The sequence below is a fragment of the Bacillota bacterium LX-D genome, assembly GCA_031628995.1.
Lineage (GTDB): Bacteria > Bacillota > DUOV01 > DUOV01 > Zhaonellaceae > JAVLUO01.
Map to the genome: position 1 here is coordinate 26,177 of JAVLUO010000002.1, position 26,674 is coordinate 52,850.

Annotated in this window: 23 protein-coding genes and 1 other annotated feature; all 23 genes read left to right on the forward strand. The window is 38.5% G+C overall.

The window, feature by feature from the left end; genetic code table 11:
* Positions 1-4 precede the first annotated feature (4 nt).
* The 23 genes from carB to rodA all read left to right on the forward strand — a co-directional run bounded on the left by carB (position 5) and on the right by rodA (position 25,675).
* Entirely contained in the window at positions 5-3,205 is a 3,201-nt protein-coding gene (gene carB / locus RDV78_02560) for a carbamoyl-phosphate synthase large subunit (protein MDS1029384.1), read from the forward strand.
* A gap of 106 nt (positions 3,206-3,311) precedes the next feature.
* Entirely contained in the window at positions 3,312-4,064 is a 753-nt protein-coding gene (locus RDV78_02565; protein ID MDS1029385.1) for a prepilin peptidase, read from the forward strand.
* A 54-nt stretch (positions 4,065-4,118) separates the two neighbouring features.
* Positions 4,119-4,619 carry a type II secretion system protein gene (locus RDV78_02570; GenBank protein MDS1029386.1) on the forward strand — a complete coding sequence of 167 codons (501 nt, stop codon included), beginning with the start codon at positions 4,119-4,121 and terminating at the stop codon, positions 4,617-4,619.
* A gap of 83 nt (positions 4,620-4,702) precedes the next feature.
* Positions 4,703-6,376: an ATPase, T2SS/T4P/T4SS family gene (locus RDV78_02575; protein MDS1029387.1), complete on the forward strand. Its 1,674-nt coding sequence runs from the start codon at positions 4,703-4,705 to the stop codon at positions 6,374-6,376.
* 24 nt (positions 6,377-6,400) lie between these two features.
* On the forward strand, positions 6,401-7,621 hold the full coding sequence (locus RDV78_02580; GenBank protein MDS1029388.1) for a type II secretion system F family protein: 1,221 nt from the start codon (positions 6,401-6,403) through the stop codon (positions 7,619-7,621).
* 13 nt (positions 7,622-7,634) lie between these two features.
* On the forward strand, positions 7,635-8,039 hold the full coding sequence (locus RDV78_02585) for a prepilin-type N-terminal cleavage/methylation domain-containing protein (GenBank protein MDS1029389.1): 405 nt from the start codon (positions 7,635-7,637) through the stop codon (positions 8,037-8,039).
* Positions 8,040-8,043: 4 nt separating this feature from the next.
* Positions 8,044-9,078: a prepilin-type N-terminal cleavage/methylation domain-containing protein gene (locus RDV78_02590; GenBank protein MDS1029390.1), complete on the forward strand. Its 1,035-nt coding sequence runs from the start codon at positions 8,044-8,046 to the stop codon at positions 9,076-9,078.
* A 1-nt stretch (position 9,079) separates the two neighbouring features.
* Positions 9,080-9,697 (forward strand): hypothetical protein, encoded by a 618-nt coding sequence (locus tag RDV78_02595; GenBank protein ID MDS1029391.1) that lies wholly within the window; start codon positions 9,080-9,082, stop codon positions 9,695-9,697.
* Between the two features lie 32 nt (positions 9,698-9,729).
* Positions 9,730-10,734, forward strand: coding sequence for a pilus assembly protein PilM (gene pilM, locus RDV78_02600; GenBank protein MDS1029392.1), 1,005 nt, complete (start codon positions 9,730-9,732; stop codon positions 10,732-10,734).
* A gap of 12 nt (positions 10,735-10,746) precedes the next feature.
* Positions 10,747-11,436 carry a PilN domain-containing protein gene (locus RDV78_02605; GenBank protein MDS1029393.1) on the forward strand — a complete coding sequence of 230 codons (690 nt, stop codon included), beginning with the start codon at positions 10,747-10,749 and terminating at the stop codon, positions 11,434-11,436.
* Positions 11,426-12,145 (forward strand): type 4a pilus biogenesis protein PilO, encoded by a 720-nt coding sequence (pilO, locus tag RDV78_02610; protein ID MDS1029394.1) that lies wholly within the window; start codon positions 11,426-11,428, stop codon positions 12,143-12,145. Before RDV78_02605 ends, pilO begins: the two co-directional genes overlap by 11 nt.
* Positions 12,146-12,276: 131 nt before the next feature.
* Positions 12,277-12,507, forward strand: a binding site (T-box leader).
* Between the two features lie 51 nt (positions 12,508-12,558).
* Complete coding sequence (locus tag RDV78_02615) at positions 12,559-15,207, forward strand: valine--tRNA ligase (GenBank protein MDS1029395.1); 2,649 nt, start codon at positions 12,559-12,561, stop codon at positions 15,205-15,207.
* Positions 15,208-15,225: 18 nt separating this feature from the next.
* A complete protein-coding gene (locus tag RDV78_02620) occupies positions 15,226-16,524 on the forward strand; it encodes a folylpolyglutamate synthase/dihydrofolate synthase family protein (protein MDS1029396.1) in 1,299 nt (432 codons plus the stop codon).
* Positions 16,525-16,537: 13 nt separating this feature from the next.
* On the forward strand, positions 16,538-17,113 hold the full coding sequence (locus RDV78_02625) for a Maf family protein (GenBank protein ID MDS1029397.1): 576 nt from the start codon (positions 16,538-16,540) through the stop codon (positions 17,111-17,113).
* An 87-nt stretch (positions 17,114-17,200) separates the two neighbouring features.
* Positions 17,201-17,887, forward strand: a complete 687-nt coding sequence (radC, locus tag RDV78_02630) for a DNA repair protein RadC (protein MDS1029398.1) — start codon at positions 17,201-17,203, stop codon at positions 17,885-17,887.
* Positions 17,888-18,056: 169 nt separating this feature from the next.
* Positions 18,057-19,097 carry a rod shape-determining protein gene (locus RDV78_02635; protein ID MDS1029399.1) on the forward strand — a complete coding sequence of 347 codons (1,041 nt, stop codon included), beginning with the start codon at positions 18,057-18,059 and terminating at the stop codon, positions 19,095-19,097.
* 14 nt (positions 19,098-19,111) lie between these two features.
* A complete protein-coding gene (gene mreC / locus RDV78_02640) occupies positions 19,112-19,948 on the forward strand; it encodes a rod shape-determining protein MreC (GenBank protein MDS1029400.1) in 837 nt (278 codons plus the stop codon).
* The gene (gene mreD / locus RDV78_02645) at positions 19,949-20,452 is read left to right on the forward strand and encodes a rod shape-determining protein MreD (protein ID MDS1029401.1); all 504 of its coding nucleotides are present in this window, start codon (positions 19,949-19,951) and stop codon (positions 20,450-20,452) included. It begins immediately after the preceding gene.
* A 40-nt stretch (positions 20,453-20,492) separates the two neighbouring features.
* Complete coding sequence (gene mrdA, locus RDV78_02650; GenBank protein ID MDS1029402.1) at positions 20,493-22,571, forward strand: penicillin-binding protein 2; 2,079 nt, start codon at positions 20,493-20,495, stop codon at positions 22,569-22,571.
* Between the two features lie 317 nt (positions 22,572-22,888).
* Positions 22,889-23,281 carry a septum site-determining protein MinC gene (gene minC, locus RDV78_02655; GenBank protein ID MDS1029403.1) on the forward strand — a complete coding sequence of 131 codons (393 nt, stop codon included), beginning with the start codon at positions 22,889-22,891 and terminating at the stop codon, positions 23,279-23,281.
* A gap of 42 nt (positions 23,282-23,323) precedes the next feature.
* Positions 23,324-24,118, forward strand: a complete 795-nt coding sequence (gene minD / locus RDV78_02660) for a septum site-determining protein MinD (protein ID MDS1029404.1) — start codon at positions 23,324-23,326, stop codon at positions 24,116-24,118.
* A gap of 23 nt (positions 24,119-24,141) precedes the next feature.
* Complete coding sequence (gene minE, locus RDV78_02665; protein MDS1029405.1) at positions 24,142-24,414, forward strand: cell division topological specificity factor MinE; 273 nt, start codon at positions 24,142-24,144, stop codon at positions 24,412-24,414.
* 115 nt (positions 24,415-24,529) lie between these two features.
* The gene (rodA, locus tag RDV78_02670) at positions 24,530-25,675 is read left to right on the forward strand and encodes a rod shape-determining protein RodA (protein MDS1029406.1); all 1,146 of its coding nucleotides are present in this window, start codon (positions 24,530-24,532) and stop codon (positions 25,673-25,675) included.
* The last annotated feature ends 999 nt before the right edge of the window (positions 25,676-26,674 follow it).

Below are 26,674 nucleotides of genomic sequence, written 5' to 3' on the forward strand. Positions count from 1 at the left end.
AGAGATGCTGCAAACTGGGTTGAAAAAAGTATTAGTAATTGGTTCCGGCCCAATTATTATTGGGCAGGGAGCTGAATTTGATTATGCGGGTACGCAGGCTTGCCGGGCGCTTTTGGAAGAAGGACTGGAAATCGTTTTAGCTAACAGTAACCCAGCTACAATTATGACTGAGCGAGACATGGCCCAGCATATTTATTTTGAACCTTTAACAGAAGAATATTTAACGCAAATTATTGCTAAAGAGCGTCCAGATGGGTTACTGCCTACAATGGGAGGACAGGTAGGACTAAATTTAGCTTTAGAATTAGCCCGTAAGGGGGTTTTAGAGCAATATGGTGTAAAGCTGTTAGGAACACCCATTCAAGCCATCGAACAATCGGAAGATAGAGAGCAGTTCAAAGAAAGCATGGAAAAAATCGGAGAGCCTGTTTTAGAAAGTTTTATTGCAACTACTGTGGAAGAATCCGTTCTATATGCCAAACAAATAGGCTACCCTGTAATTATTCGTCCAGCCTATACTTTGGGAGGCACTGGTGGAGGCATTGCCAGCAATGATGAGGAAGTGCGTGCTATTGCCTTTAGAGGTTTAAAGGCCAGCATGGTAGGTCAAGTCTTAATTGAACGTTCAGTAGTCGGTTGGAAAGAAATTGAATACGAAGTAATTAGAGACCGCAATGACAATTGTCTTGCTATTTGTAGCATGGAAAATATAGATCCTGTTGGCATTCATACTGGAGATAGTATTGTAGTAGCACCAGTTCAAACCCTGTCTGACGTTGAACTGCAAATGCTTAGAACTGCGGCTTTAAAAATTATTCGAACTTTAAAAATTGAAGGAGGATGTAATGTTCAGTTTGCATTAGATCCCCAAAGTATGCAGTATTGCGTTATTGAAGTCAACCCCAGGGTCAGCCGTTCCAGTGCTTTAGCTTCTAAGGCAACGGGTTATCCCATTGCTCGGGTGGCTGCTAAAATTGCTGTTGGTTATACTTTGGATCAAATTAAAAATGCTATAACGAAGAATACAACGGCTTGTTTTGAACCGGCCTTAGATTATGTTGTAGTAAAAGTACCCCGTTTTCCTTTTGATAAGCTGTCCGGGGAACGAAACCTGGGTACTCAGATGAAGGCAACAGGGGAAGTAATGTCGATTGATCGTACTTTGGAAAGGGCATTATTAAAAGGTTTAAGGGGCTTGGAACTGCGAATTGGCGGAAAAAATGAACATGACATTAAAGAAGCCTCTTTAGAGGAAATTGAAGAACAACTGCAAATTGCCAGCGATTTGCGGATTTATTATATTTTCGAAGCTTTGCGCCGGGGTATGACTATCGAGAAAATTGTGCATTTAACAAAAATAGATTTGTTTTTTGTGGAGAAATTTAAAAATATTATTCAGCTGGAGCAACAAATTGCCCGGGAAAAAGGCGTGTTAAATGTAGATACAATTCAACAAGCGAAAATAATGGGCTTTAGCGATGCTTGGATAGCTTCCTTAATTGATATACCGGAGGAAAAGATTACTGAATTTAGGCAAAAGCAAGGAATCAAGCCGGTTTTTAAGATGGTAGATACTTGTGCTGCAGAGTTTGCAGCAGTAACACCGTATTATTACTCCTCCTATGATCAAGTAGACGAAGTAATAAATAAAACAGGACGTAAAATTCTCGTAGCTGGTTCGGGACCAATTCGTATTGGGCAGGGAGTAGAGTTTGACTACGGTTCCGTAGAGTGTATTAGAGCTTTGAAAAAAGCTGGAATCAATACTATTGCTGTGAACAATAATCCAGAAACAGTTAGTACGGATTTTGATATTGCCGACAGCTTATATTTCGAACCTCTAACAGCAGAAGATGTACTGCACATTGTAGATAAGGAGCGGCCGGAAGGCATAGTAGTCCAGTTTGGAGGCCAAACAGCCATTAATTTAGCCAAAAACTTAGTTCCTTGGAAAATACCAATTATGGGTACAAGTATGGAAGCTATTGACAGAGCTGAAGATAGAGAAAAATTTGATCAGGTTTTAACCAAACTAAATATTCCTAAACCACCTGGTTCAGGGGCGGGTACCAGGGAAGAAGCCAAGGCTATAGCCCATAAATTAGGCTACCCAGTGATGGTGCGTCCTTCCTATGTGATTGGCGGCCGGGGCATGGAAATTGTTTATAACGAGGAAGAATTATCATTATATTTAGCAGAAGCATTGGAATTATCCCAAAGCTGTCCCATTTTAATTGATAAGTATTTTGAGGGCAGAGAAGTAGAAGTTGATGCTGTTTCCGACGGAGAAGATATTTTAATACCTGGAATTATGGAACATATTGAAAGAACAGGGATCCATTCCGGGGATAGTATTGCAGTTTACCCTGCCTTTAGAATCTCGGATTTGGCAATAAAGAGAATTGTTGAGTATACCCGGTCTTTAGCTAGGGAATTGCCAATTATTGGGCTGTTAAATATCCAATTTATTGTGCAGGGGGATGAAGTCTATGTTTTAGAAGTGAACCCTCGTTCTAGCCGGACAGTTCCCTTTTTAAGTAAAGTAACGGGGATTCCTTTGACGACAATGGCGACTAGAGTAATCCTCGGTGAAAAAGTTGCGGAACAAGGCTATGGGACGGGACTTTATCCGCCGGCTCAACATATTGCTGTAAAAGTACCTGTTTTCTCTTTGAATAAGCTAACTAAGACAGATACTTCCTTAGGGCCGGAAATGAAATCTACAGGAGAAGTTATGGGCATTGACTCCAATTTAGCCGCTGCTTTGTACAAAGGCTTAATAGCCGGAGGATATGCACTGCCAACTAAGGGAAAAGTTTTGGCAGCAATAGCCGACCGCAATAAAAAAGAAGCTTTACCCATTTTGCAAAGCTTAAGTGCCTTAGGGTTTAGTTTACATGCTACGTCTGGAACTTCCAGCTATCTACAAGAAGCTGGCTTAACAGTTGAAACAGGAACTAGTCAGGAATTATTGGATCAGGTCAAGAACAAATCCTTTGAATTAGTTATTAATACACTTACTAAAGGAAAAGATGGGGAACGTTTTGGATTTCTGATCCGTCGGGCTGCTACTGAAAATGGGATTACCTGTCTAACTTCACTGGATACAGCTAATGCTATAGTGAAAATCATAGCTAAGATTATTGAAGGGAAAAACGAAATTGGAGTTAAATCCATCCAAGAATATATTAGCGAAGGGAAATAGACAAAAATCCCTATTTTCTTTGCAGGAATTTGATAAAATTAGCTAGAATTTATACCTTCGTTATAAATCAGAATAACGAAAGCTTTATTTCTTTTATGGAGAAAAAATGAGTTGCGTCTACTTAATTGTTTTTTTTCTAGGATTAATAATGGGCAGTTTTTTGGCTCTTTGCATTACAAGGATTCCACAAAATCAATCTATTCTATTTCCTCCTTCCCATTGCGAAAAGTGCAATGCTAGCTTAAAACCTTGCGAGTTAATTCCTGTTTTAAGCTGGTTGTTTTTAAAGGGGAAATGCCGTTACTGCCAAAGTCCCATACCGATGGAAAATACGTTGGTGGAAATTTTGACTGGTATTTTATTTATGGCTGCCGTCTATTTTCTAGGTTTAAGTTATCAACTGCTGCCTTACTTAGGATTAATTTGTGTTTTAATTGTGATCAGTTTTATTGATTATAAACACTATCTAATTCCTGATAGCGTGTTGCTGGTAGGCTTAAGCATAGGTTTAGTGATTAATGTATTTTATCCTTTTATTAATTGGGTAAACGGGGCAATAGGAATATTAGCTGGCGGAGGTTTGCTGTACTTTTTGGCCGTAGTTAGCAAAGGTGGTATGGGAGGAGGGGATATTAAACTAGCTGCCCTGCTAGGCTTTTATTTAGGATGGCGAAAAATATTACTTGCCCTTTTTGTTGCAACTTTTTTGGCAACTATTGCAGGAGGTTTTTTAATCTTAACAAAGCAAAAAAGCCTTAAGGATTATATTCCTTTTGGGCCATTTTTGAGTATAGGGACTACCTTAATAATTTTTTTAGGAGATCAATTTCTTATTTGGTACTTGACCATAATTATATAAAACTAGTTCTAAAATATATAAATAGTTGGCAATAGGGTGAAAGGGGTTTAAGAGTTGAAAAGAATAAAGGATAACCATGGATTTACCTTAATTGAATTAATGATGGTAATAGCTGTTATTGGAATCTTGGCTATGGTTTTAATACCTAAAATTAGTGCAATGAAAATAACGGCTCAGGAATCCGGGATAGATGCTAATATTAGAATAGTTGAAGCACAAGTCACAGCATTGATTAATAAGTATGGTACTGATGAAATTAGCGATTTTGAAGCGAAAGTAGCAGAGAAATTAGAAGGGAACATTATAAATCCTTTTACTAAAAAGGATAAAGTTGGCACTTACGACGATAGCGATGCTAAAAAAGAGGCTGTTATTTATTCGACTGGCGATAACAAAGCTCCTAATGATGAAGAATTATTCAAAGCTTGGGATAATGATAAAGACAGAAAAGGCTCAGTCGCTTACGGAGCTTTTGAAGAGGATGACCAACTAAAATGCATAATTTTTGGTTACGATTCTGTGGGTAACAAAATAGGAAGAGTAACAGTAGAGTAACTAGTAAATAAAAATGCTGATGCTGACCATGTCAACATCAGCATTTTCTCAATTGATTTCTAAATCAAAAGCAGGTGCAGAACATGGAAGAGAAAAAAATTCGTCTAGGGGATATGTTAATCCAGGCAGAGGTTATTACCCCTAGCCAGCTTGAAGAAGCGCTGGCTTATCAGAAAAAAAGCGGGAAGCGGCTGGGTAGGATACTGCGGGAAAAAGGCCTGGTGACCTGGCAGGATCTACAGAAAGTTTTAGAGAAACAATTAGGAATTGAGAGTATTAATTTAAAACATACAGCCGTAGATCCGAAAGTAGTTCGCTTACTTCCTGAAAATGTAGCAAGACGCCATGAAGTGATCCCGGTAAAGATAATTAATAACAATTTATACTTGGCAATGGCAGATCCTTTAGATCAAATTGCCTTACAGGATGTGCGGCTGTTAGTTCAAATGCCTGTACAGCCGCTGTTGGGAAATAGAGAAGATATCTTAGCTAACCTTGATCGTATCTTTAGTCAAGTAACTGCGGCCAAAGCTGCAGCAGACTATTCGCAAAACCAAAACGGAATCGGCGGTTTGGATGACGTGACTCTTGATATTAATTCAGCTCCTATTGTGCGTTTAGTCAACTCTATTCTGGAAAATGCAATAATTAGTGGAGCTAGTGATGTGCATCTTGAGCCAAACCAAAACCAAATGCGAGTGCGGATTAGGATTGATGGTATATTACGGGAAGTCCTCGAAACTAGTAGCAAAACCCATGGTGCTGTTAGCAGTAGAATTAAAGTTATGGCAGGATTGGATATTGCAGAAAAAAGATTACCCCAAGACGGACGCATTTTGCTTAATGTAGATAACAGAGAAGTTGATTTAAGGGTCTCTACTATGCCTACAACTTATGGAGAAAAGATTGTTTTGCGCATTTTAGATCGGGCTAATTTTTTCGTAGGGAAAGGGAATTTAGGACTAAGTTCGGCAGATGAAGAAAGATTTGATCGTTTAATTTCCAAACCCTATGGAATTATTTTAGTCACAGGTCCTACAGGAAGCGGAAAAACTACGACTCTTTATTCTATGTTGTCGGAGCTTAACGACAGTACTAAGAATATTATTACCTTAGAAGATCCCGTAGAATACGATTTGGAAGGAATAAACCAAACTCAAATAAATACAAAAGCCGGACTTACTTTTGCTGCAGCTTTACGATCCATTTTGCGCCAGGACCCAGATATTATTATGATCGGAGAAATCAGGGATGGGGAAACTGCGGAAATTGCTGCCAGAGCGGCTTTAACGGGACATCTTGTCCTAAGCACTCTACATACTAATGATGCACCTAGTGCTGTAACTAGAATTACCGATATGGGAGTGCCGCCTTTTCTGCTCTCTTCAGCCTTACTAGGTGTGGTGGCCCAACGTTTAGTGCGTAGAATATGTTCGGAATGCGAGGAACCCTTTCCGGCGGGGGAAAGGGAAAAAATGATTTTAGGCCTTCCCCATGACGCTTCGTGGGAATTAAAGCGGGGCAAGGGCTGCGACTATTGCCATGGGACAGGGTATCGGGGCAGAGTAGGCATTTTTGAAGTTATGGAAATTAATAAAGAACTGCGCCGCTTAATTGATAAACAAGTTGCAACAGAAACAATTAGAGCTATGGCTCTTCAACAGGGTATGCTGACATTATATGAAGATGCCAAGCAAAAGGTACTACAGGGCTTAACGACTATTGAAGAAATGTTGAGAGTGACTTATTCTACATAATTAGCTAAAACTGGAGTGATTAAAGTGCGGTCATATAGTTATCGAGCTATAAGTGTACAAGGAAAAATGACTGAAGGCTTTGTAAGCGCGGAGAATACTGCCCAAGCGTACAGCAGTCTGAAAAAAGATGGCTATATCCCTGTGGAACTTAAAGAAACTAGGGAAAAAAACTTTAATTCTCTTCAGAACTTATTTTGTCAGAAAAAGCAGCTAAGTTACGAATCCCTGGGCAACATTTGCCGTCAGCTTGGGTTAATTATGATGACCGGGATTAATATTTTAAAAGGCTTAGAAATATTGGCCGCTCAATCGCCGGATAAAGCAACTCGTCTGGAAATCAATAGGATTTACCAAGAAGTGCAAAAAGGTCGGAGTATAGCTGAGGCTATGAGCGATCAAGGTTCTTTAATACCTAAGCTCTTAGCTGGAATGGTGGCAACAGGCGAAGCTAGTGGTACTTTAGAACAAGTATTGTACAGTATGGCACAATTTTATGATAAAGAACATCGTATGCGGCAAAAAATTATATCTGCATCCGTTTATCCTGTGGTTATGCTGTTTTTGGCAGCGGGTTTAATGCTCTTTTTTTTCAATTTCCTTTTGCCGCAAATTACGAATATGCTTATTTCTACTGGAGCAAGACTGCCTTTTCTAACCATAATTGTTGTGGACATATCTGAAGTTACTACTCATTATTTTTTTGTATTGTTCCCAGGGTTACTGCTGATCTTCTTTGTCCTTTTTAAATACGGTCAAACGCCAAGGGGTAGAATTCAAAGAGACACTCTGCTGCTGAAACTACCTATTTTAGGCAGAATATTACGCAATGCAGAAACAATGCGGTTTGCTTTAACTGCGCATGTTCTTTTTAGAAGTGGTATACCTTTGCTGGAAGGCTTGAACTATGTTCAACAAAATTTAAGTAATTCGCTGGCTCAAAAAGCAGTGGAGTATGCTATCAAGGGATTACAGAGGGGAGAAACTTTAGCTTCAAATTTAGGAAAAGCTGAATTTTTTGATGCCATGTCCTTGCAAATGATTAGTATTGGAGAAGAAACAGGTGAACTGGAAAGAATTCTTCAGGAAATGACGGAGTATTATACTCAGGAAGTAGACGCTGGTTTTGCCAAACTTATGTCCTTAATTGAACCCGCAATGCTTGTCGTAATTGGGGGAGTGGTTAGTATTGTTATCTTATCTGTGATGCTGCCCATGATGAATATGATTAGCAGCCTAAAACACTAAAGGAGAGCGGAAAATGACTGTTACAGAAACTAAATTTCCCCACCAGCAAGGAATGACTTTAATCGAAATTATGATGGCTGTAACGGTTTTGGGTATTATACTTTTATTTATGATTCAGATGTCAACAGCCAGTAGCAGAATCAGCGATGATAATTTTGCACAAGCCCAAATGATTGAATTAGCTCGCTCCGAGGCAGAAAAAATTAAAGCAAACGCTAGCTATTGGGGCAGTAATGGAAATATTACTTACCCACCAGGGTCTTCCACTGCTGAGGCCGAACGAATTTTCAACGTTAAATATGAGTATAAGTCAGCGACTCCATTGTCTGGTCAAATGGTAACTATAACCCTAACAAGCAAAAACGCAGATACTTATACACTAACTTTTTGGTTGCCCGACAAAGAGGGCGGGAGCTGACGAAATGAGCATATTTAGGACTAATCGAGGATTTACCCTGCTGGAATTAATGCTGACCACGGCACTGTTAGGAATTTTCTTTAGCATCATTTACGGTTTCTTGAATTATAATTTTAAATTCTTGAATTGGACTGCAAAGGAACAAGGTGATTTCCTAGAGCTAAGAACTGTGCTAAGTGAAATAGTAGAGGAATTACAACAGTACGAAGAAATAGCTTATAAAGACGCTGTTACCATTCAAGTGGATAGTGGTCGGCAACCAGATCTGAAATTAACTGCTTATTTAAAAAAAGCAACTACCATTCGAAATATCAAATGTCAACCGCAAAATGATGCTACAATACTTATAATGATTGAAGGCGGAGAAGGTTTAAAGCTATCCACCAAGGTACGCACTAGCCGCCACAATAGTGCACAAAATTCACTACCTCCGCCCCCTGCAATTAACTATGAACCTGCAAGCTATGCGATTTATACAAACAAACTAGTACTCAATAATAATGGGGAAATTAAATTTGACCTTTTTATGGGTACTGCAGACCTTGGGAATAATATTAGATTGGACGGAACTGTTTATTATAAAAATTACGTAGATTTACCTGCGGACGTAAAAAAAGTGCAAGACGATAATTTTATCGATGTTGAATTCCTAAAATTATACGATGAAGGTTGGTATAAAAATAATGGTTTTAATTTGTACAATGAGAATGACCATTTTGAACTGAAAGACAATCAAAAATATTACATTAAAGGGAATTACACGGTTAATATAAAAGAGGACGGACACCTCGAAAATGTTACGATTGTCTGTACAGGCAATGTTACATTTAATGACACTAACAATAAAAACAAATATGAAGGACAGAATGTCTGGATTATTGCTCCCAACGGGTCAGTTACTTTTAAGAATAATTGCCGCCAAACCGGGATAATCATTGCTAAGCAAGTCGAGGCAAAAAACAATTTTTATTTTGACTATCAAGAATACCCTGAGCCAGAAGAACTTCCCTATCAAATAATTACTAAAGGTGTGAATTGATTTGCCAGGTTTTTTCTTTAATAATAAAGGGGTTGCTCTGCTGACAGTTGTTGCTGTTATGGGAGTCCTACTGGTTATTGGATCTTCCATACTGTATATTGCTTCAACTGATAGTCGTTTGGTATATGACTATAGCAATGCCCCTCGGGCTTTTTATGTGGCAGAAGCCGGGGCAGATTTAGCTATCGAAAAATGGAAGTCCTATATAATCAATTTGCCGGAAAAAAAAGATGACTTAGGCAAGCCTACGGGTATAATTGAAAATGCAAATATTGATTCATTTCTAAATTTATTAGACAATAAATTGACCTTAGATACCGCTGACAGTTCAAGAAATGTCAGCGGAAATCCTAGGTATGAGCTGGAGAAAGTTTTTCGTCAGTCTTACAACTTAAATAGTAACGATCAGTCCCTGTGGCTTTCATATACCTGCAGTCAAAGCGGCCAGTTAGCGAAAACTGTACAAGGCTCCAATGCTCATTATTTAACACTGGACATTAAAGCAAATTATCAAGATAGTATTGCTGACTATAGAGTAGTACTATGGTATTATAACAACCGGAATATCGGCTCTTATAAAGGTTTTGGTACTGCTTCAGCCACAGATGAAACCCATTGACTGACAATAACTGCAAAGACAGGTGTGAAGATATGCTAGATTTTATGAAGCGTAAATCAATTTTGTATCTTGATATCCGTGGTGATGTAGTTAGGGCTGCCCAAGGCTGTCCTGCAGATAGCAACTTGTCTATTGATTTTGCTGGCTTTGGTACTATAACACTCCCTGGGTTTCTAGAGCCTGCAGCCGAAGAAGCGGAACTGGAAGCCAATGCGAGTAAACTGAAAGCCTTTCTAAGAGAAAATAATATTACTGCCAAGAAGGTAGTGGCAAGTTTTGGACAAAAAGGGATTTTAACTAGGACAATTAAGGTGCCTAAAATGGAACCTGGGGACTTAGCCAGTATGATGAAACTAGGAATTACGGATCATTTACCAATTGATTTAGAGGAATATGCTTTTGATTATAAAGTTTTAACGGAAGTAGAAGAAACGGATGGAGCCTATTTAGAAGTAATGGTTGTTGCCGTAAAACATTTTGAGATAGGGCGTTGCATGACCTTGTTGGAAAAAGTTGGTCTAAAGCCTATAGTGCTAGATGTTTTGCCCAATGTGCTCTACAGACTTTTTGGTTTTTCAAATTTTGAAGATACTATGGTTATTGACGGGGGAAGAGAAGGAACTCGTTTGGCTATTTTTCAGGGCAGAAGTTTATTTATGTATAACGATCTTCCCTTTGCTTTAAATGATGAGGAAGAAGCACAGGATTTTGCCACTCTGATTATGGAGCTGCAGGGATATGTGGATTATTTTTCTTCCCGAAACTTTGGCAAAAATATCGATCGAATTTTTGTCTTAGGAGAATTAGCATTTTCCGCTTCCTTACAAGAAACACTACAAACTAGATTTGAGCTGCCCCTGAATTTTGGCTTGAAAAATACGGAGTTTACTTTAAATAAAAATGAAAGTCTGCTACCTCTACTTCCCGTTTATACCGGTGTTTTGGGTTTAATGTTAAGAGAGACGGAATGGACAGTTAATTTAAATATTATTACGCAAGTTAGAAAAAAATTCTCAGGCACTTCATTAGGTACATAAGGGGTTGTTCTTTTGATTACAAAGGTTAAAGATATTAACTTTTTACCTGACTGGTATATCCAAGGGAAGACTAAACAAAAGAAAATGATAGTACTTGCTGTAGTGACAATTTTGGTCTTGGTTATGTTGCTGGTGCCTCAGCTAGTGCTGACTTGGTATTTGTCAATGGAACAACAGAGGTTCAATTATTTGCAACATAAATATGACCAGCTTGGGGCAGCAGCTGCTGAGACAAAAATACTGCAGAAAGAAATATCGCGGCTTGAGAAAAAGATTAGCCAGTATCGTGAGTTCGGGCAACAAAAACGTAGCTGGCCGGATTTGCTATCCGAACTCAATCTTTATGTGCCCGATGGTGTTTGGTTTGAATCTTTGCAGCTGGCAGCTGATTATAAACCTATTGAAGAACAGAAAAATCAATCGGCAGAAGATGAACAGACCATGCAGAGTACGCTCCAAAATGCGCTAACTTCAGAAAATAATGTTGTTCCAAAAGGTGAGCTAGAAGCTGTACCAAGCAAGGTTATAATTGTTGGAAAAAGCTACTCACTGGAACAAATTGGCAAGTTTGTTTATCAGCTTAGCCAATCTACCTATTTTTCTAAAGTAGAGGTTAAAAATATCATTAGAGAAAAACAAACTGGCATTTCCGAGGTAGTTATTTTAGCAGAATTTAAAGAGGGTAACGTTCATGAAAATTAAGGGGCTAACTCTATTAAACAAACTAAGCAAAAGAGAAAAGATACTGTTTTGTATAGTTGTTGTTAGTGCCTTAGTTGCTCTATATCTTTACCGGTATTTTTTTCCCGCGTTAAATAACTACCGGAAACTTGAAACGCAAATTCAAAAGTTAAAAAACAACATAGAAGTCATGGGAAATGCCCGGGAATTAAAAGCCCTGGAACAAAAAAAACTGCTGGAAACAAAACAGGACCTAGCCCAAGCCACAACTAAGTTTTCAACGAATTTACAGGATGGACTTTTTTTAGTCCGCTTTAGTCGTAAATTGCAACAAGAAAATGTTGTTTTAGACAAGTTTAGTCCTCGGGAGATAGTTACAAAAGAGGATATAATAATTTTACCGATAGATTTAGAGCTAAACGGTAATTACCTGCAAGTAGTGAAAATAGTTGCCTTTTTGGAAAATCAAGAAAACTTAACGGAAATTCGTGACTTGAAGTTAGAACCGGAAATAAAACAAGACTCTGAGCAGGGCAGCGAGCCTCCGCTAAATGATATTAATAATGGCGCGGTAAACGCTAGCCTCCTTTTGCTAATTTATTCTAAACCTACTCCAGAAGGGAAACTAGTTTTGAAGGATCTGCAAAACTGGCAATATGGCAGGGCAAACCCTTTTGTGAGTTTAGAGAAAAAAACAACATCTGTCGATGAAAATAATACTAAGGAGTAGTCGGTATTAATTGTATAAAAATTGCTAAAAATACTATTTATAGTACTTCAAGGTAAGTCGATTCCATGTTTATATGGCACTGCTGCCTTGACACTATATTGGAATCAAGCTATATTGAATAAGAGAAATATATTTAGACGATGAGAGGGAGGAGTATTCCTAATACCTTTCCAGAGAGAGGAACCTTGGCTGGAAGTTCCTTAAGAGAATAGGAAGAAAGTCGCCCTGGAGTTGTTTAGCTGAAAACAGTAGGTTAGCCGGGTTTGCCCGTTACAGCAGCTAGAGAGTATGCGTTATTATATTAATTTTTTGATTAACGCAGGAAAAATAAGGTGGTACCACGGAGTTCCTTCGTCCTTTAGATGAAGGGGCTTTTTTAATTAGAAAATAAATTAGATTTAGGAGGCAATTTCATGGGTTCAGAAGCAAAGCTCTCTTCTACATATAATCCTAGGGAGGTAGAAGAAAAATGGTATAGATTTTGGGAGGAAAATAGGTTTTTCCATGCTGAAGCAGAAAAGGATAAGAAACCTTTTACCATTGTTATGCCACCGCCTAACGTGACAGGTTCTTTGCACCTAGGACATGCTATGGATAATACCCTTCAGGATATTCTAATTCGATTCCGTAGAATGCAGGGATATAATGCCCTTTGGGTTCCCGGAACTGACCACGCTGGCATTGCTACTCAAGCTAAAGTTGAAGAACATTTAGCGAAAGAAGGAATAAGTAAGTATGGTCTAGGCAGAGAAAAATTTATAGAAAAGGTTTGGGAGTGGAAACACCAGTACCATGGGAGAATAAGTAAGCAACTGCGAAAAATAGGTTCCTCTTGTGACTGGGAAAGAGAACGTTTTACTATGGACGAAGGCTGCTCAAAAGCTGTCCGGGAAGTATTTGTCCGCTTGTATGAAAAGGGTTTAATTTATAAAGGCAGTTATATTATCAATTGGTGTCCAAAATGTCACACTACTATTTCAGATATCGAGGTTGAGCACCAGGAACAGCCAGGCAACCTCTGGCATCTAAAATACCCATTAAAAGATGAGGATGGGTACGTAGTTGTAGCTACAACTAGACCGGAAACCATGCTGGGAGATACGGCAGTAGCAGTTCACCCGGATGATGAAAGGTATACTGAGCTTGTTGGAAAAACCCTAATTTTACCAATTGTTGGCCGGGAAATACCCATTATTGCAGACAGTTACGTAGACCCAACTTTTGGTTCTGGTGCAGTAAAAATTACTCCCGCCCATGATCCTAACGACTTTGAAATGGCTTTACGACACAATTTACCCCAAATTGTTGTCATTGATAAGGATGCTAAAATGACTGCTGATGCAGGAAAATATGCAGGCTTAGATCGTTATGAATGTCGAAAAAAAATAGTGCAAGAATTAAAGGAAATGGGAGTTCTTTTAGCAATAGATGAACATTCTCATGCTGTAGGACACTGCTATCGTTGTGATACAGTTATTGAACCCTTAGTTTCCAGCCAGTGGTTTGTTAAAATGCAACCTTTGGCAGATCCAGCTATGAAAGCTGTTCAGGAAGGACAGACCAGATTTGTTCCGGAAAGGTTTACGAAAATTTATCTTGGCTGGTTGGAAAATATCCGTGACTGGTGTATATCACGTCAATTATGGTGGGGCCACCGAATTCCTGTGTGGTACTGTCAGGACTGCGGGGAAATAATCTGTCAATCTACAGATCCAGACGTTTGTTCAAAGTGCGGCAGCCACCATTTAGAGCAAGATCCTGATGTCTTGGATACCTGGTTTAGCTCTGGCCTTTGGCCATTTTCCACATTAGGCTGGCCGGAAAAAACTGCAGAATTGGAACATTTTTACCCCACGTCTGTTTTAGTTACAGGCAGGGATATTATCTTCTTCTGGGTAGCGCGCATGATCTTTACAGCTTTGGAATTCATGCAGGAAGTACCTTTTAAAGAAGTATTTATCCATGGCTTAATTTTAGATGCCCAAGGACGTAAAATGAGTAAATCCTTAGGGAATGGTGTTGACCCTATACAAGTAATTGACGAATATGGGGCAGATACACTGCGCTTTATGTTAGTTACAGGAAACACACCAGGTAATGATTTGCGTTTTCAACTTGAACGTTTAGAGGGTACTAGAAATTTTGCCAATAAAATTTGGAATGCTGCCCGTTTTGTACTGATGAATCTCAATGATTACCGGCCAGGCAGTCAAAAACCCCAATTTACCTTAGCTGACCAATGGATTTTAACTAAATATAATCAGACTGTTCAAGGGGTTACAGATTTTTTAGAAAAATATGAACTGGGGGAAGCAGCAAGATTAATTTATGAATTTATCTGGGATTATTTCTGCGATTGGTATATTGAACTGGCTAAACCAAGATTGTATGGCAAAGAAACTGCCGAAAGCAAGTTTACAGCTCAATCTGTAGTTCACTTTGTTTTAGAAAATACATTAAAGCTTTTGCATCCTTTTATGCCTTTTATTACAGAAGAAATCTGGCAGCAGCTGCCTCATGAAGGGGAAACGATTATGCTTGCCAATTGGCCGGAAGTAAAGGCAGCTTATGATTCTCCTGAAGCGGAACAACAAATGGATTTAATTATGGAAGCAATAAGGTCCATTAGAAATATTCGTGCCGAAATGAATGTACCTTTAGGTAAAAAAGCAGAGGCCATTATTTTAGCAAGGGAAGAACAGCAATACCAAATTTTCAACATAGGTAAAAAATATTTAGAACAATTAGCTGCAGCCCAGCCTGTAAAAATATACGCTAACCTGGAAAGTAAACCAGAAAAGGCTGCTGCTGCTATTGTAGGAGACATTGAAATTTATTTGCCTTTAGAAGGATTAATTGATTTACAAGTCGAAGTCAAGCGTTTAGAAAAAGAATTGGCCATAGCTCTAAAAGAATTAGACAGAGTAACCAATAAATTAAATAACAAGGGCTTTTTAAGTAAAGCTCCTGCTGAAGTCATTGCCAAAGAGCAAGGCAAGCAGCGGGAAATGCAGGTGAAAGTTAAAGCTGTTCAAGAAAGATTGGCTATGCTAAAAGGTTAATGAAAGGTGAAGCAAAAAATGAATTTTCCAGAAGCATTAGAATATATAACAGAGCTAACTAAATTTGGCTGGAATCCGGGTTTGGCAAGAATCGAAAAACTGATGGAAATCCTTGACCATCCGGAAAAAAGCCTCAAAGTGATTCATGTTACCGGAACCAATGGCAAAGGATCTACCTCAGCAATGATCAGCAATATTTTACAAGCAGCAGGTTACAAGGTGGGGCTATTTACTTCGCCTCACCTTCACACCTATACAGAAAGAATACAGATTAACGGAGCACAGATACCGGAAGAAAGAATGGCTCAGTTAGTGACGGCTTTAAAGCCTAATTTAGAAAAGATGGTTGCCGAAGGCTTTGAACATCCTACGGAATTTGAAGTAATAACTGCCTTGGCTTTACTGTACTTTGCTCAGGAACAAATTGATTTTTGTGTTTTAGAAGTTGGCTTAGGGGGTGCCATAGATTCGACAAATGTGGTTCAGCCTTTAGTTGCAGTAATTACTAATATTGCAATGGATCATATGGATTATTTAGGCAATACCTTAGGGGAAATTGCTAAAGTTAAAGCGGGAATTATTAAGCCTGGCTGTAAAGCAATAACAGCATCTGATCAGGCCGAGGCCCTATCCGTAATTAGAGAAGTTTGTGCTGAAAAAAATGTAGATCTCTATGAAGTGGGAAAAGATATTATATATCAAATCAAAAACTTAAGCTCAGAAGGGACCTGTTTTGATTTAAAGGGCTTAGGCAGAAATTATGTTGATTTATGGCTGCCTTTAATTGGTTCTCACCAAGGACGGAATGGGGCGGCAGCAATTGCAGCTGTAGAAGCATTAAGCTTTTTTGATATTCAAATTTCTGAAGAGGCAATACGGGAAGGACTGCAGAAAACAATTTGGCCGGGAAGATTAGAATTAGTTAGGAAGAATCCGCAAATACTGATTGATGCGGCACATAATTTAGAGGGGGCTCTCTCCTTACAGCGGGCAATAAAAGAAATTTTCCACTATAAGAACCTTGTTTTTGTTTTAGGAATGCTAGCCGATAAAGAAAGGGAAAAGGTTTTGGATGTATTGGGACCTTTAGCTCAAAAAATTGTCATTACTAAACCAAACAGTCCCAGGGCAAATAACTGGGAGGAATTGGCCCTTATGGCTCAAAAATATACGGAAGATGTTTATCGGCAAGAGGACATTGCCCAAGCTGTAGAAAAAGGAATCAGCTTGACTGGCCCCGAGGATTTACTTTGTATTACAGGGTCTATTTACATGATTGCTGAGGCGAGAGCTTATTTACTTTCTAAAACTGATTAAAAGAGGTTAGGCCATGACAAATATAGTTTTAGCGTCTTCATCGCCAAGGCGTAAGGAATTGTTGGAAGTTTTAGGGTTGAATTTTCAGATTAGTACGAGTGCAGTAGATGAATCAATTGGGGAAGGTTTATCACCTTCCCAGGCAGTTGAATGCTTAGCCTTAAAAAAGGCACAGGCCGTAGCCCCAAAATATCCTCGCAGCCTTATTATTGGCGCTGATACAGTAGTCGCTTTAGATAATTTGCTTCTAGGCAAACCTAAAGATGACGATGATGCTTTAGCTATGCTATTAAAACTCCAGAATAGGAGACACCAAGTCTATTCGGGCGTTGCACTGGTGAACACTTCCACAGGTGAGTATAGCAAAGCTCATGAAGTAACAAATGTTGAGTTTAGGCCAATTGGGAAAGAAGAAGCGTTAAGGTATATAAAAACTAGAGAACCTGAAGGCAAGGCTGGAGCATACGCTATCCAGGGTTATGGCTCTATTTTTGTGAAAAGAATAGAAGGAGACTATTTTAATGTAGTAGGGTTGCCCTTATTCCTCTTAAGCAGACTGTTTAAAAACTATGGAGTAGAAGTATTTTAAAATTATAGCAAAGTAATTTTGTTGGAATATCTGGGAAATTAAGTTATAATGAAGCTAAGTACAAATTTAATTAGCGGAGAGATAGCGATGGAGTATCACTTAACCATCAAAGAACTTCCAGATGAATTACGTCCTAGAGAGAGAATTGTGCAGGCCGGCCCTGAGGCACTTAGCAATACAGAACTTTTAGCCATTTTATTAAGGACAGGCAGCCAGAAGCAATCTGCTTTGGAACTGGCAAATCAAATCTTGCGGGAAGCCGAAGGGCTTTCCTTTTTGGTAACAGCTTCTTTAGAAGAACTAACTGCTATTCCAGGTATAGGAGTAGCAAAAGCAGCACAAATTAAAGCAGCAGTAGAGATAGGTAGGCGTTTGTCGGCTTACCGTATCGAACCTAAAGTTACCATTCAATCGCCGGATACTGCTGCTAATTTATTAATGGATGAAATGCGCTTTTTAGATCGGGAGTATTTTAAGACACTTTTTCTGAATACGAAAAATCATGTTCTAGGATTGGAAACTATTTCCATAGGAAGTCTTAACTCATCAATTGTCCATCCTCGGGAGCTATTCAAACAGGCTGTTAAAAAGAGCGCAGCTGCCATTATCTTAGCACATAACCACCCTAGCGGGGACCCTACACCCAGCAGAGAAGATATAGATGTAACTAAACGCCTCATTGAAGCTGGAAAAATTATGGGAATAGAGGTTTTAGACCATATAATAATCGGTAACGGTACTTATGTTAGTCTTAAAGAACGTGGTCAGATGTAACGATTTTTTTACATGACTTTAGATAGTTGCCCAAATCTTTCCCTTGCTGAGCTTTCTTCATTCATTTATAATTATTCGTAGCAATAGATACATGCTTTAACATAATATTACATAATAATACATTTTACGATTGATGTATTAACGAAGGGCTTGGAAGGGGATAAATAAGTTGTATTTCTCTAGAGATTTGGGTATAGATTTAGGAACTGCTAATACATTAGTTCATGAAAAAGGAAAAGGGATTATTTTACAGGAACCATCTGTAGTTGCTATGCAGAAAGATACAGGAAACGTTTTAGCTGTAGGTGAAGAAGCTAAAAAGATGATTGGACGTACTCCGGGAAATATTGTAGCCATTAGGCCCATGAAAGACGGGGTAATTGCTGATTTTGACGTTACCCAGGCGATGCTGCGTTATTTTATTAGTAAAGTTGCCAAAAAAACCATGTTCGCAAGGCCCAGGGTTGTTGTAGGTGTTCCCTCTGGTGTAACTGCTGTGGAAGAAAGAGCCGTTCGTGAGGCGGCTATACAGGCTGGAGCAAAAGAAGCTTACTTAATTGAAGAACCTATGGCTGCTGCAATTGGAGCAGGTTTACCTGTTCATGAACCCACAGGAAACATGATTGTAGATATAGGCGGAGGAACCACAGAAGTTGCAATTATTTCTTTAGGTGGTATTGTTACCAGCCGCTCAATTCGTATAGGCGGAGATGAAATGGACGAGGCAATTGTCCAACATATTAAAAAGAATTACAATTTAATGATTGGGGAACGTACTGCCGAAGAGATTAAAATGCAAATCGGAGCGGCATATTTTGCTAACCGGGAGCAAGATGCTGAAAGGGAGAAGAGTCAGTATCCTGTTCGTGGTCGAGATTTAGTAAGTGGACTGCCAAAAACCATAGAAGTTAGTGCCAAAGAAATACAGGAAGCCTTAGCTGAACCAGTAGCCAGCATTTTAGAGGCTATTAAAGTATGCTTAGAAAAAACTCCTCCTGAATTAGCAGCAGATATTATGGACCGTGGAATCGTACTGGCAGGAGGAGGTTCTTTGCTTTGGGGGTTGGACTATTTGGTTAGCGAGGAAACTGGGATGCCTGTGCACATGGCTGAGGATCCTCTTACCTCTGTTGCCAATGGAACTGGCAAAGTGTTAGAGAATATTGAGGTTTTAAAGAGAGTATTAATATCCCCTAAAAGGCTAGGATAAGAGGGTGTTTGGGTGTGGCCCGTTTTCGTATCAAAAAAATACAAATAATTTGTTTAGTGCTGCTGGTTATTGGAGCTGTTACAGTGCATATGACGGCAGCTGCTAACAATTTTTCTACTCCTGTAACTAACTGGATTCGTAATATTTTAGCCCCGCTGCAAAGCGGGGTTACTATTGTTACTAAGGGTACAGGAGATACCTTAAAAGGGCTGCTGTCGTTTAAAAGTATTCAAGCAGAGAATAAAAGACTAAAAGCTCAAATTGATCAATTAACGGCTGAAAACAATCAGCTAGAAGAGTATAGACAGCAAGATCTTAGACTTAGGCAAATGTTGCGTTTACAAAGCAGTCTGGGCTCGAATTACGAACTTGAAGCCGTTGAAGTAATTTCTCGTGATATTAAAAATTGGAATAAGGTTTTAACAATTAATAAAGGTTCAGCCAATAACCTTAAAGTAGGTATGGCTGTTATGAGTTATGCTGGTTTAGTTGGAAGGATTAGTCGTGTTGGAGTAAATACGGCTGATGTACTTCTACTGCAGGATAGGCAAGGAGCCGTGGCGGGTCTAATTCAAGCTTCACGTTTTCCGGGTGTAGTGGAAGGAACTACAGATGATTCTGGATTGCTCCAAATGATTCATTTGCCTTATGATGCACCTGTACTAAAAAACCAAATTGTTATTACTTCTGGCCTAGGCGGCGTGCTGCCTAAGGGCTTAAGGATTGGTTATATAGTTAGCGTTAAAACAGAGCCTGACGGTCTAATGAAAAAAGCATTAATTAAACCTTTTGCCGATTTTAACAGATTAGAAGAATTATTAGTTGTTACAGAGGTAAAAGGGGGCAGTTAAATGTCTAGGTATATTGTTTTAGGAGTGCTTTTATTAATTAGCCTGCTTTTAGAGTCCACTGTTTTAGACTATTTTAAAATTGCAGGTACAAAGCCGGATTTGCTTTTGCTTTTAGTTGTCTTTAGTGGCCTATTACATGGGCATGTAGTGGGTGCGAAAACAGGTTTTATCTTTGGCTTGGTGGAAGACCTATATACAGGAAGTTTTTTGGGCTTGAATGCCGTATCTAAGATGCTGGTGGGATACTTAGTTGGCTGGAGTGAGACAAAAATATTTAAGGAAAACCTATTTATTCCTGCCTTGACTTCCTTTGTTTCCACGTTTCTGGCAAATATTATTTATATTGTCATAGCTATGCTTGCAGGGATCGATCACAAGATTATTGCTTATGTTTGGCATGATACCTTAACTTTAGCTTTGTTTAATGCATGCCTTGCTCCTTTCTTTTATGGGAAATTTTATCAGGAGGCAAAAAAAGGAGTATTGGCGGTGAAAAGGTATTGATTTTTGACTTACTGCCTTGGGAAAAAGGGGTAAACGGCAAATGGAAGAACAACGAAAAAAACTAAAGAAAACTATGAACTTTTTTTTAGCTACCTTAATCCTGATCTTTGCTGGGTTAGGAATTAGGCTTATTTTTTTACAAGTTTTTAGAGCAGAAGTGTATCAAACTAAATCACAGCAAAATCAAATGCGTTTGCTAGAAATTGAAGCTAGAAGGGGAGAAATATTAGATCGGAAAAATCAAGTTTTAGCAACTAGTAAACCAGTATTTACTATTTCCCTGGCTCATTTGGATAAACCACAAGAACAAGAACAATCCATACGGAAACTGGCGGAATTATTAAACCGGCCAGATTTAACCGCCGATGTAATTGGGGAAATGGTTAAAAGCCACCCCCAAAAGTATGAACCAGTTGAGATTGTGAAGATACCATGGGGAAGAGAGTCTGTAGAACTGATCAGTAGAATTGAAGAAAATAGGAGTCAACTTCCAGGAGTTAGTATCTTGGAGCAGCCCCAACGGTACTATCCTAACGGCAGCTTGGCAGGACATTTACTTGGCTTTATTGGGAAAATCAATGAACAGGAATTATCCCGGTATGGAAAGGACATGTACGGCTTAAACGATAAGATTGGCAAATTTGGTTTAGAAAAGGCTTTTGAACTAATTTATAAGGACGGCAAAGAAGTTGGTTTAAGAGGAAGAAAAGGTGCTGAGCAGGTCGAAGTAAATGCACGAGGACAAGTAGTTCAAGAAATGCCATTAGTGATTCAACCTGTTCCTGGAAATACTATTAAACTGACCATTGATGGAAAACTGCAGAAAACACTGGAAAAATCCATGGATGATGTAATTTCCCAATTAAAGACTGCCTATCCAAAAGCAGGTGCTGGGGCAGCGGTAGTTATCAATGTGAAGACTGGTGAAATTTTGGCATTAGCCTCCAAACCAGACATGAATCCCAATGACTTTGTTGATGGTACTTACGCCAAGAAGCTAGACTACTATAATAATAAAAACCTTTTGCCTATGTATAATAGAGCTGTTCAGGCTGCTTATCCCCCCGGTTCAACTTTTAAAATGATTACGGGAATGGCAGGATTAGCTTCAGGCAAGGTTAAAGTAACAGATTCCGTTGTTTGTAGTGGCGCCTATTGGAAACCACCGTATATTAAATGTTGGGGTGTCCACGGCACTGTTAACTTCTACCATGCTTTTGCTGTTTCCTGCAACACTTTCTTCCAGTATGCGGGAGATAAAGCTACTATACAGTATATTGATCAAGTGGCGAAGGAATTTGGCTTAGGCAGTAAAACTAAAACGAGTGGTATTTTAGGTGAATCAGCCGGGGTCCTTCCATCACCGGAAAGGAAAGCGGAACTAAATGAAAAATGGGTGAAAGAACAATATGAAGACAACCTACAAACATTAGAAGCAAAATATAAAGTTCTGCTAGCTAAAGCAGATGAAAAAGAGCAAGACAAGTTGCTGCAGCAGAAAAAAGATGATCTGAAAGTAATTAAGGATGAATATAGGACTAATTATGACTTTTATGTAAAATGGAGGCCCTACGAAACTTACAATACCTCCATTGGACAGGGAGACAATAACTATACAATGCTGCAGATGGCTAATTATATAGCAACTTTGGCTAACGGAGGTAAGCGTTATCGACCTTATTTGTTAGAAGAGGTAATTGCACCAGATGGAAGAGTTATAGAGAAATTTGGTCCTAAGTTAGAGCATAAAGTTTCCTTAGACCCACAAATTCTGAAAGAAGTAAGAAGGGGCATGTTGGCTGTAACCCAGCCGGGAGGAACTGCCTGGAGTTTATTTAACAATTTCCCTGCGGATATTCAAGTGGCAGCAAAGACAGGTACAGCTCAAACAGGCCGCAAAGGCGATGATAAAAACAGTGAATTCCATGGCGTATTTGTAGCTTTTGCTCCCTATGATGACCCGGAAATTGCTTACGCGGGAATTATCGAATATGGAAGACACGGAGGCACTTCAGCTGGTTTAGTTGCCAAAGCTGTTTTTGAAGAGTATTTCGGTATTACCCCCAAGAGCCAAGATATTAAAACTAGGGTTTTACAGTCTCCATTATTGGAAGAATAGTTAAAGCTGGGCAAAATGGCAATTATTTACCATTTTTGAGCCTAGCTTTGATTTTTTAACAAGAAAGTACTAGAGTCAACCTAATTTTGTATCAAAATGTCCGAATATGCGAGAATAGCAAAGAAAAAAGCTTGTTCTTTTTCTATTCTTAAGCAGGATTTGCCTTTATTTACGTAGAAACATATTGACATAAGGTTGAAGGTTTATCAATAAATGGTAGAGTATTGCTTTATTTTTTTGTAAAATTCTTGGTAATATTTATTATGAGCAATCCTCCCATGGATTCAAGCTACATTGAGCGGAATGGAGCTTCTACTATGACGCAAACAAAAAGTGTACAAGTTAAAAATTATATTCCTGCAGAGGATGAAACAATTTTAATCCAACGTACTATTAGATCGGGGCAAGTTATCCGTTATCCTGGCAATGTTGTGGTAATGGGTGATGTAAATCCCGGGGCAGAAATTGTAGCCGGTGGAAATATAGTCATAATGGGGCATTTAAGGGGTGTTGTACACGCAGGTGCTTTTGGAAATGAACAAGCTGTAGTAGCGGCATTCAAATTGCAGCCAACCCAGCTTAGGATAGCAAACCATATTACACGTGCTCCTGATGAGGAGGAACTCCCGCCTCAACAACCGGAGATTGCTAAAATTAAAAACGAAGTTGTGGTAATCGAACAGTTTCATCCTTGGATTAAACATGCTTAAATTTTTACTGACATACTAATTGGGGTTAGAGGAGGAAATTTGATGGGAGAAGTAATAGTAATTACCTCAGGAAAAGGAGGAGTAGGTAAAACTACTTCTAGTGCCAATATTGGTACAGGATTAGCAGCAATGAATAATAAAGTCGTTTTGGTAGATACAGATATCGGATTGCGTAATTTAGATGTAGTCTTAGGTTTAGAAAATAGAATTGTCTATGATATTGTCGATGTTGTTAATGGACATTGCCGTTTAAAACAGGCTTTAATTAGAGACAAGCGTTTTGAAGATTTGTGCCTGTTGCCGGCAGCCCAAACTAAGGATAAAACAGCAGTAAATCCCGAACAAATGAAAGAATTATGTGCTGTTTTACAAGAAGAGTTTGAGTATGTGTTAATTGATTGCCCGGCAGGAATTGAACAGGGCTTTAAAAATGCAATCGCTGGTGCCCAACGTGCAGTTGTAGTAACTACACCAGAGGTTGCTGCTGTTAGGGATGCGGATCGGATTATTGGACTTTTGGAGGCAGCCGAAATTGCTGCTCCTAAGCTGGTTCTTAATCGGTTTAGACCAAACATGGTTAAAAAGGGAGATATGATGGATATTCACGATATTATAGATATCTTGGCCATCGATATCCTTGGTGTTGTACCTGAAGATGAAGCAATAGTCGTTTCAACCAATAAGGGTGAACCTGCTGTTCTAGACAATACTTCTCGGGCGGGACAAGCATATCGCAATATTGCTCGCCGCATAACCGGAGAAGATGTACCATTAATGAACTTGGATGCAAACGATGGTTTTATGAGTAAACTTAAAAAATTCTTTGGTGTGGGCTAAGAATAGGAACGGAGGTATGGGCCGTGTTGGATTTTTTTCAACGACTTTTTGCGAAAGATACAAATAATGCCAGCAAAAAAGTTGCTACAGAAAGGTTGCGTTTGGTATTGGTACATGACCGGGCTGATATATCACCCCATTTATTACAATCCCTGAAAGAAGATTTAATTAAAGTGATTTCCGAGTATATGGAAATTGACCAAGGTAATCTGGAAGTAAGTTTAGCCAATGAAAGCGATTCCATAGCTTTAGTTTGCAATATTCCTGTCTTAAGAATGAAAAGATCTGCAAGCTAATAATTTGCAATATTTTCAACTGCTCTTCAAGAGCAGTTTTTTAGTTTATCTAGAAATTCCCCCTAGAAGCACCTTCGGCAATAAGCTATAATAGCAACGTGGAAGGTGAAACTAAATGTTCGACAAAAAATTATTAAAAAATTTAGATATGACTTTTTTATTGGGGATAATTGCCATATTAATTATGAGTGTTTTTGTTTTAGCAAGTGCTTCAGCCCATGTGATGCCTAACGATGTTTATTACTTTGCTAAGAAGCATTTGATGTTCATTGTTACAGGTTTAGGCATGATGATTTTTATTGGCAGCTTAAATTATGTCCAGTTAGCCAGAATGCAGAGGCTGCTGTACATTATCAATATTTTAATTTTACTTATTGTGTTAATTCCTGGCATCGGCAAAACCTCAAACGGTGCTCAAAGCTGGATTGGCATCGGCAGCTTTACTTTGCAGCCTTCGGAATTTGCTAAGGTAATTTTAATTATTACTTTTGCTCAATTTTTAAGCAATAAGCAGGGCAAATTAAATACCTTTAAGGATTTTATACCTTGCTTCTTATATGTGTCTGTTCCATTGCTCTTAATCTTATTACAGCCTGATTTAGGTACTTCTTTAGTATTTATTGCTATTATGTTTGGAATGATGTTGGCTGCGGGTGCTAACCCTAAAATTTTAGGCGGCTTGTTTTTTGGCGGAATACTCTTTATTGTAATTACCTTATGGATGCACTTTCATTTTGGTTTACCTTTGCCTTTAAAAGATTATCAAATAATGCGTTTGGTAGTTTTTTTAAATCCTTATAACGATGGCAAAGGAGGATTAGGTGCAGGTTACAACATTATTCAGTCTCTGATTGCTGTTGGCTCTGGAGGAATTTGGGGTAAGGGATTGGGACATGGTTCCCAGGGGCAGCTTAATTTTCTACCGTACCATCATACAGATTTTATTTTTTCCGTGATTGGAGAAGAGCTTGGTTTAATTGGTGGATTATTGTTACTAGCGTTGTATTTTTTAATTCTATACAGAGCTTTGCGCATTGCTATGCAGGCAAAAGATATGTATGGTTTACTATTGGTTATGGGTGTCGTTTCGATGTTTACATTTCACATTTTAGAAAACATTGGCATGGCAATCGGGGTAATGCCCATTACAGGTATTCCTTTACCCCTCTTTAGTTATGGAGGTAGCAATATGTGGGCCAATCTAGCCGCTTTGGGATTAATCTTAAGCGTTAATTTGCGGCGGCAGGTTATCGCATTTTAATTTAAATTACTAATAGCCAAGAATTTTTCTTGTGCTATTTTTTTATTTACGTGTTGGTATAAATATTTCTAAGCTTTGGTTTGGAAATATGCCCAATAAAATAATTAGTAATATTGAGAGATAATAAAATAGTAATTGCCAGACTCAAAAGAAGTACTAGAATTTTATCAAGAAAGGTATGTATATAACTGTCAAAGTTTAATCTGGCATAAAGAAGTTTAACTATAAAGCCGTGTAAGAGATAAACATTTCTCGATCGAGCGCCAAAAGCACTGAAAACAGTTTTATTTTTAGGTACAAATAACAACATCCAAATTGAAATTAGCACAGCAATGGCATAAATTATTAATCGGTAAATACCAGCATACCAATGAGCTGCATGAAGGAATTGATAAGAATAGCATCCGTAAAGCCATCTATAATCAAAATAATTGAGAAGAATATAAATGAAAAAACAAATAAGCAGGAGCAAGATGGGGAAATATTTTTTCCTCCAGTACAAAGACAATTTAGCTAGTAAATTGTCTTTGCGAGTATAATAGCCCATTAAAAAGAAGGGAAAGAAATATATTGTTCTAGAAACACTTAAATAGCTGCCAATTGTATTATCATATCCGGCTAGAATAGCTAAAATTATGGAAATGCAGATGGGATATTTCAGTTTGGTAAAGTAGGGTAGGATCATTTTCCAAATAAACAAAGAAGCAAAATACCACATTAACCAGTAGGGAGTTAGTAAAGAAAATTTGTAGCTAAAATCTCCGAGTACTAACCTGTTAAAAAATAAGTACAAAAGTTGAAAAACAACATATGGGAGGAAAATAGAATTAATAGACTTGATATAGTCAATTTCATTTTCGCAACTATGGGAGAAATAGCCATTAATAAATATAAATAAGGGCATATGAAAAGAATAGATAAAAACATAAAAAACTTTAAAGCTTAGATCATTTACAATGAACGGCTCTATCATATGTCCCAGCACAACTAAGGCAATTA

Bases quoted from the DNA above. Each gene is read 5' to 3' on its own strand.
- RDV78_02585 (MDS1029389.1), top strand. From the start codon at position 7,635: ATGACTGTTACAGAAACTAAATTTCCCCACCAGCAAGGAATGACTTTA.
- RDV78_02625 (MDS1029397.1), top strand. From the start codon at position 16,538: ATGACAAATATAGTTTTAGCGTCTTCATCGCCAAGGCGTAAGGAATTG.
- RDV78_02590 (MDS1029390.1), top strand. From the start codon at position 8,044: ATGAGCATATTTAGGACTAATCGAGGATTTACCCTGCTGGAATTAATG.
- RDV78_02565 (MDS1029385.1), top strand. From the start codon at position 3,312: ATGAGTTGCGTCTACTTAATTGTTTTTTTTCTAGGATTAATAATGGGC.
- mrdA (MDS1029402.1), top strand. From the start codon at position 20,493: ATGGAAGAACAACGAAAAAAACTAAAGAAAACTATGAACTTTTTTTTA.
- RDV78_02615 (MDS1029395.1), top strand. From the start codon at position 12,559: ATGGGTTCAGAAGCAAAGCTCTCTTCTACATATAATCCTAGGGAGGTA.
- pilO (MDS1029394.1), top strand. From the start codon at position 11,426: ATGAAAATTAAGGGGCTAACTCTATTAAACAAACTAAGCAAAAGAGAA.
- rodA (MDS1029406.1), top strand. From the start codon at position 24,530: ATGTTCGACAAAAAATTATTAAAAAATTTAGATATGACTTTTTTATTG.
- minC (MDS1029403.1), top strand. From the start codon at position 22,889: ATGACGCAAACAAAAAGTGTACAAGTTAAAAATTATATTCCTGCAGAG.
- mreD (MDS1029401.1), top strand. From the start codon at position 19,949: ATGTCTAGGTATATTGTTTTAGGAGTGCTTTTATTAATTAGCCTGCTT.
- RDV78_02620 (MDS1029396.1), top strand. From the start codon at position 15,226: ATGAATTTTCCAGAAGCATTAGAATATATAACAGAGCTAACTAAATTT.
- radC (MDS1029398.1), top strand. From the start codon at position 17,201: ATGGAGTATCACTTAACCATCAAAGAACTTCCAGATGAATTACGTCCT.
- minD (MDS1029404.1), top strand. From the start codon at position 23,324: ATGGGAGAAGTAATAGTAATTACCTCAGGAAAAGGAGGAGTAGGTAAA.
- pilM (MDS1029392.1), top strand. From the start codon at position 9,730: ATGCTAGATTTTATGAAGCGTAAATCAATTTTGTATCTTGATATCCGT.
- carB (MDS1029384.1), top strand. From the start codon at position 5: ATGCTGCAAACTGGGTTGAAAAAAGTATTAGTAATTGGTTCCGGCCCA.
- RDV78_02575 (MDS1029387.1), top strand. From the start codon at position 4,703: ATGGAAGAGAAAAAAATTCGTCTAGGGGATATGTTAATCCAGGCAGAG.